The sequence below is a fragment of the Sutterella sp. genome, from assembly GCF_052272535.1.
In the GTDB taxonomy this organism is placed as follows: Bacteria; Pseudomonadota; Gammaproteobacteria; order Burkholderiales; family Burkholderiaceae_F; genus Sutterella.
The window spans coordinates 1-4,971 of sequence record NZ_DAVZJY010000180.1; the positions used below are offsets into that span (position 1 = coordinate 1).

General features: G+C 69.9%; 5 protein-coding genes. 4 read left to right on the forward strand and 1 reads right to left on the reverse strand.

Annotated features, from left to right (window positions below; genetic code table 11):
* The first annotated feature begins 307 nt into the window (after nt 1-307).
* The 4 genes from ffh to ruvB all read left to right on the forward strand — a co-directional run bounded on the left by ffh (nt 308) and on the right by ruvB (nt 4,022).
* On the forward strand, nt 308-1,729 hold the full coding sequence (gene ffh, locus ACT6Y9_RS08620) for a signal recognition particle protein (protein WP_295477593.1): 1,422 nt from the start codon (nt 308-310) through the stop codon (nt 1,727-1,729).
* A gap of 14 nt (nt 1,730-1,743) precedes the next feature.
* Nucleotides 1,744-2,328: a crossover junction endodeoxyribonuclease RuvC gene (gene ruvC, locus ACT6Y9_RS08625; RefSeq protein ID WP_443744240.1), complete on the forward strand. Its 585-nt coding sequence runs from the start codon at nt 1,744-1,746 to the stop codon at nt 2,326-2,328.
* Nucleotides 2,329-2,904 (forward strand): Holliday junction branch migration protein RuvA, encoded by a 576-nt coding sequence (ruvA, locus tag ACT6Y9_RS08630; RefSeq protein ID WP_295477589.1) that lies wholly within the window; start codon nt 2,329-2,331, stop codon nt 2,902-2,904.
* 83 nt (nt 2,905-2,987) lie between these two features.
* Nucleotides 2,988-4,022, forward strand: coding sequence for a Holliday junction branch migration DNA helicase RuvB (gene ruvB / locus ACT6Y9_RS08635; RefSeq protein ID WP_295477587.1), 1,035 nt, complete (start codon nt 2,988-2,990; stop codon nt 4,020-4,022).
* A gap of 15 nt (nt 4,023-4,037) precedes the next feature.
* On the opposite strand, the gene ACT6Y9_RS08640 is transcribed toward ruvB, so the two are convergent.
* A partial coding sequence (locus ACT6Y9_RS08640; RefSeq protein WP_443744239.1) for an ATP-binding cassette domain-containing protein occupies nt 4,038-4,971 on the reverse strand: 934 nt, incomplete at its 5' end.

Sequence of the window (4,971 nt, forward strand, 5' to 3'; positions counted from 1 at the left end):
CGGAGGGCGGCTGCTTCATTCTACGGCCGCGCCTTAGAGCGCGCTGAAAGACCTCGGGGCGCGCCCGGCGGGAAGGGCGCTCAAGCGCGTCCAAAACCCCGCGGTGCTCTTTTAAAATGATGGATTCGCCTCCCCGCCGCGCATTCTCGGAATGCGCGCCCGGCACGGCCGCCCGGCACGACCTTCTCTTCGACTGCGCGGCCCCCAGACCGGGAGGCCGAAGGAATTCCTTTTGCAGGCCGCCCTTCCGGGAGCGCGCTCTCAGGCGCCCCGGGCGGCCCGAACCTCATCATCAGCGTCCAGACACATGCTCGATTCACTCAGCCAGCGGCTTTCCAAGATCGTCAAGACCATGCGCGGCCAGGCGCGCCTCACCGAAGCCAACACCAAGGAGATGCTGCGCGAAGTGCGCCTCGCGCTCCTCGAGGCCGACGTGGCGCTGCCCGTCGTGAAGGAGGTGCTCGCGCGCATCAAGGAAAAGGCGATGGGCGAGGAGGTCGTGGGCGACCTCAACCCCGGCCAGGCGCTCGTGGGCGTCGTGCAGCGCGAGCTCACGGCGATCATCGGCGGGGACCTCCCGCAGAGCGAGCGCGAGCTCAACTTCCGCGTCCAGCCCCCGGCGGTGATTCTTCTCGCGGGCCTGCAGGGCGCGGGCAAGACCACGACCGCGGGCAAGCTCGCGCGCTGGCTCGTGCACGACCAGAAGAAGAAGGTCCTCACGGTCTCGTGCGACGTGTACCGCCCGGCCGCCATCGAACAGCTCAAGGCCGTCACCGAACAGGCGGGCGCCGACTGGTTCCCGAGCGCGACGGGCGAGAAGCCCCTCGACATCGCCTCGCGGGCGGTCGCCGAGGCGCGCCGGCGCTTCTACGACGTGCTCATCGTCGATACGGCGGGCCGCCTCGCGATCGACGAGGCGATGATGAAGGAGGTTGCGGAACTCAACGCCTTCCTCAAGCCCGCCGAAACGCTCTTCGTGATCGACGCGATGCTCGGTCAGGACGCGGTCAACACGGCCCGCGCCTTCAATGAGCGCCTCCCGCTCACCGGCATCGTCCTCACCAAGGCCGACGGCGACAGCCGCGGCGGCGCAGCGCTCTCCGTGCGCCACGTCACGGGCAAGCCCATCAAGTTCATCGGCACGGCCGAAAAGCTCACCGGGTTCGAGCCCTTCGATCCCGAGGCGATGGCCTCGCGCATCCTCGGCATGGGCGACATCGTCGGCCTCGTGAAGGACGTGACGAAGTCGATCAACGTCGCCGAAGCCGAGAAGCTCGCCAAGAAGCTCGCCACGGGCGACAAGTTCGACCTCTCGGACTTCCGTGCACAGTTGGCGCAGGTCGGCAGCTTCGGCAGCTTCTCCTCGCTCATGGAGAAGCTCCCCGCGCAGTTCCAGGAGGCCGCAGGCAAGGTGAAGGACGAGGACGTGCAGAAGAGCCTGCGGCGCACCATGGGCATCATCGACTCGATGACGCCGCAGGAGCGCAGGAAGCCCGACCTCATCAAGGCGAGCCGCAAGAAGCGCATCGCCGCCGGCGCGGGCGTGCCCGTGCAGGAGGTGAACCGCCTTCTGAAGCAGTTCGAGCAGACCCAGGAGATGATGAAGCGCATGAAGAAGGGCGGCCTCGCCAAGATGATGCGCATGATGGGCGGCCTCGGCTCCAAGATTCCGGGCCTCGGGGGCGGCTTCCCCGGCATGGGCGGGGGCTTCCCCGGCATGCCCCGCTGAGCGCGCCTCAGATGGTGCGCATCCTCGGGATCGACCCGGGCCTCAACCACACCGGCTGGGGCGTTCTGGAGGTCGAAGGCGGCCGCTGCCGGCGCGTCGCCTCGGGCGTGATCGACCCGCCCAAGGGCGAGGTGTCGGCGCGCCTCGGGCACATCGCCCGCGAGCTCGCCCGCGTGATCGCCGAGCATGCGCCCACGGCCGCCGCCTGCGAACGGGTCTTCGTGAACGTCAACCCGCAGAGCACGCTTCTGCTCGGCGAGGCGCGCGGGGCGGCCCTCTGCGCGGCCGACCTTGCGGGCCTCGCCGTCGAGGAGTTCACGCCGAGCGAAATCAAGCAGTCCGTGACGGGATCGGGGCGCGCCGACAAGGAGATGGTGCAGACGATGGTTGTGCGGCTCCTCGGGCTCGACCAAACGCCCCGCACCGACGAAGCTGACGCGCTCGCCTGCGCACTCTGCGCGGCGAGCATGATGAAGCTGCGCGCCCTGGAGAAGTCGGGCGGCACCGCGCGCACCTATGCGACCGCCCGGCGCGGCGCCTCGGGGCGCGGAGCGCGCGCCGCCTGGACGCGCCTCGTGGACAAGAAGGGAGAGAACTAAATGATCGGACGGCTCAAAGGCACCCTCGTCGAGAAGAATCCGCCACAGGTCCTCGTGGACGTCGCGGGCGTGGGCTACGAAGTGGACGTGCCGATGTCCACCTTCTGCAATCTGCCCGCCGAAGGGGGCGCGGTGACGCTCTGGACGCACCTCGTCGTGCGCGAGGACGCGCATCTCCTCTACGGGTTCGCGACCCGCGCGGAGCAGACGGCCTTCCGCGCCCTGATCCGCATCTCGGGCGTGGGGCCGAAGATCGCGCTCGCGCTCCTCTCGGGGATGACGACCGAGCAGCTCGCGCAGGCGGTGGAGTCGGGCGAAACGGGGCTCCTCACGCGCGTTCCCGGCATCGGGAAGAAGACGGCCGAGCGGCTCGTTCTCGAACTCAAGGGGAAGCTCGCCGGAGCCGCCTTCGCGCCCGCCGCGAGCACGGCTGCGGGCAGCCGCGCCGACGTGGTCGCCGCCCTCGTTGCGCTCGGCTATTCCGAGCGCGAAGCGCTCGCCGCCGCCAAGCAGGTGCCCGAAGACGCGGGCGTCTCCGAGGGCATCCGCCTCGCCTTGAAGCACCTCGCGCGCTGAGAAAACCCGGTACCGCCCGCCGCAGGGCGCCGCGTTTATCATGTGGGTCCGCCCACTTTCCATTCATCACGAGTCCCGCCGAAATGTCCGAACCGCGCATCATTGAAGGCGCCTGCGCCAATCCCAACGAAGAGAACATCGACCGGGCGCTGCGTCCGGTGCGGCTCGCGGACTACGTGGGCCAGAAGGCCGTGCGCGAGCAGCTGCAGATCTTCATCGAGGCGGCGCGCCGCCGCGGCGAACCGCTCGACCACCTGCTCCTCTTCGGTCCCCCGGGGCTCGGGAAGACCACGCTCGCGCACATCGTCGCCGCCGAAATGGGCGTCAACCTGCGTCAGACCTCGGGCCCCGTGCTCGAGCGTCCGGGCGACCTCGCGGCCATCCTCACGAACCTCGAGAAGAACGACGTCCTCTTCATCGACGAAATCCACCGGCTCTCGCCCGTCGTGGAGGAGATCCTCTACCCGGCGCTCGAGGACTACCAGATCGACATCATGATCGGCGAAGGCCCCGCGGCCCGGTCGATCAAGCTCGACCTCCCGCCCTTTACGCTGATCGGCGCCACCACCCGCGCGGGGTCGCTCACGAACCCGCTGCGCGCCCGCTTCGGGATCGTCAATCAGCTCCAGTTCTACACGCCCGAGGAGCTCGTCTCGATCGTCGAGCGCTCCGCGCGGCTCCTCGGCGTCGCGATCGAACACGAGGGTGCGGCCGAAGTCGCGCGCCGCAGCCGCGGCACGCCCCGCATCGCCAACCGCCTGCTGCGGCGCGTGCGCGACTTCGCCGAAGTGAAGCACGACGGCGTGATCACGCGCGAAGTCGCCGCCTCGGCGCTCTCCATGCTCGACGTCGATCCCGTCGGGCTCGACTTCATCGACCGGAAGTTCCTCCTCACGATCCTCGAGAAGTTCTCCGGAGGGCCCGTGGGCATCGACAACCTCGCCGCCGCAATCGGCGAGGACCGCGAGACGCTCGAGGACGTCGTGGAGCCCTATCTCATCCAACAGGGGTTCCTGCAGCGCACGCCCCGCGGGCGCGTCGCCGCACACCGAGCCTGGGAGCACTTCCGACTGACGCCGCCCGCAGCCGCGGGCGCGGCTTCGCTCTTCGGCGCCTGACCCGTCTTCAGATCTTCAGCGCTCGAGCCGCGGCACGCTCCTGAGGAGCCGCTGCGTGTAGGGGTGCTGCGGCCGCCCGAGAACGTCGGCGGCCGGGCCCGACTCAACGATCCGCCCGCCCTGCATCACCGCGACGGCGTCGGCCATGAACTCCACCACGGCGAAGTTGTGGGTGATGAGGAGGTAGGAGAGGCCGCGCGCGGCTTGGAGCGACTTCAGAAGATTGAGGATCTGCGCCTGCACCGAGACGTCGAGCGCCGACGTGGGTTCATCCAGAACCACCACTTCGGGTTCGGCCGCAAGCGCTCGGGCGATCGCAATGCGCTGCCGCTGCCCGCCCGAAAATTCATGCGGGAGCCGCTCCGCCGCCCCTTCGGGGAGTCCCGTCTCACGCAGAAGCGCCGCGGTGCGCCCCACCCGCGCCGCGACGTCGAGGTCGGGGCGCAGCGCAAGCAGCGCCTCTTCAATCACCTCGCCCACGGTCATGCGGGGGTCGAGCGACGAAAAGGGATCCTGAAAGACGATCTGCACCGCGCGGCGGAAGGCCGCAGAGCGCCCGGCGCCGACGGGCGCGCGTCCGCCCGCGAAGCGCACTTCGCCCTTCGCCTCGAGCCCCGCGGAGAGCAGCCCGAGCGCAGCGAGGGCCGCCGTCGTCTTGCCGCTTCCCGACTCGCCCACGAGCGCGAGCGTGCCGCCGCGCCGGAGCGTGAGCGTGAGGTCGGGGAGAATCACGCGGCCAGTCTTGCGCCCGCAGAGCGCCCGGATGGACTCCATGAGGCCCTTCGGGGCCGTGCGCACCGAAACGTGCTCGAGGGCGAGCGCGGGCTCCCCGGGCTTCTGCTTCGGCCCGCTCCCGTCGCCTGCGGGAGCGCGGACTTGGGACTTTGATGCGCCGCCTAACGGCGCCTCCCTCCGCCAGCAGGCGACGACGCCCGCGCCAGCGGGTCGG

Excerpts from the sequence above, each read along its gene's own strand:
- ffh (WP_295477593.1), top strand. The coding sequence starts at position 308 with ATGCTCGATTCACTCAGCCAGCGGCTTTCCAAGATCGTCAAGACCATG.
- ruvA (WP_295477589.1), top strand. The coding sequence starts at position 2,329 with ATGATCGGACGGCTCAAAGGCACCCTCGTCGAGAAGAATCCGCCACAG.
- ruvB (WP_295477587.1), top strand. The coding sequence starts at position 2,988 with ATGTCCGAACCGCGCATCATTGAAGGCGCCTGCGCCAATCCCAACGAA.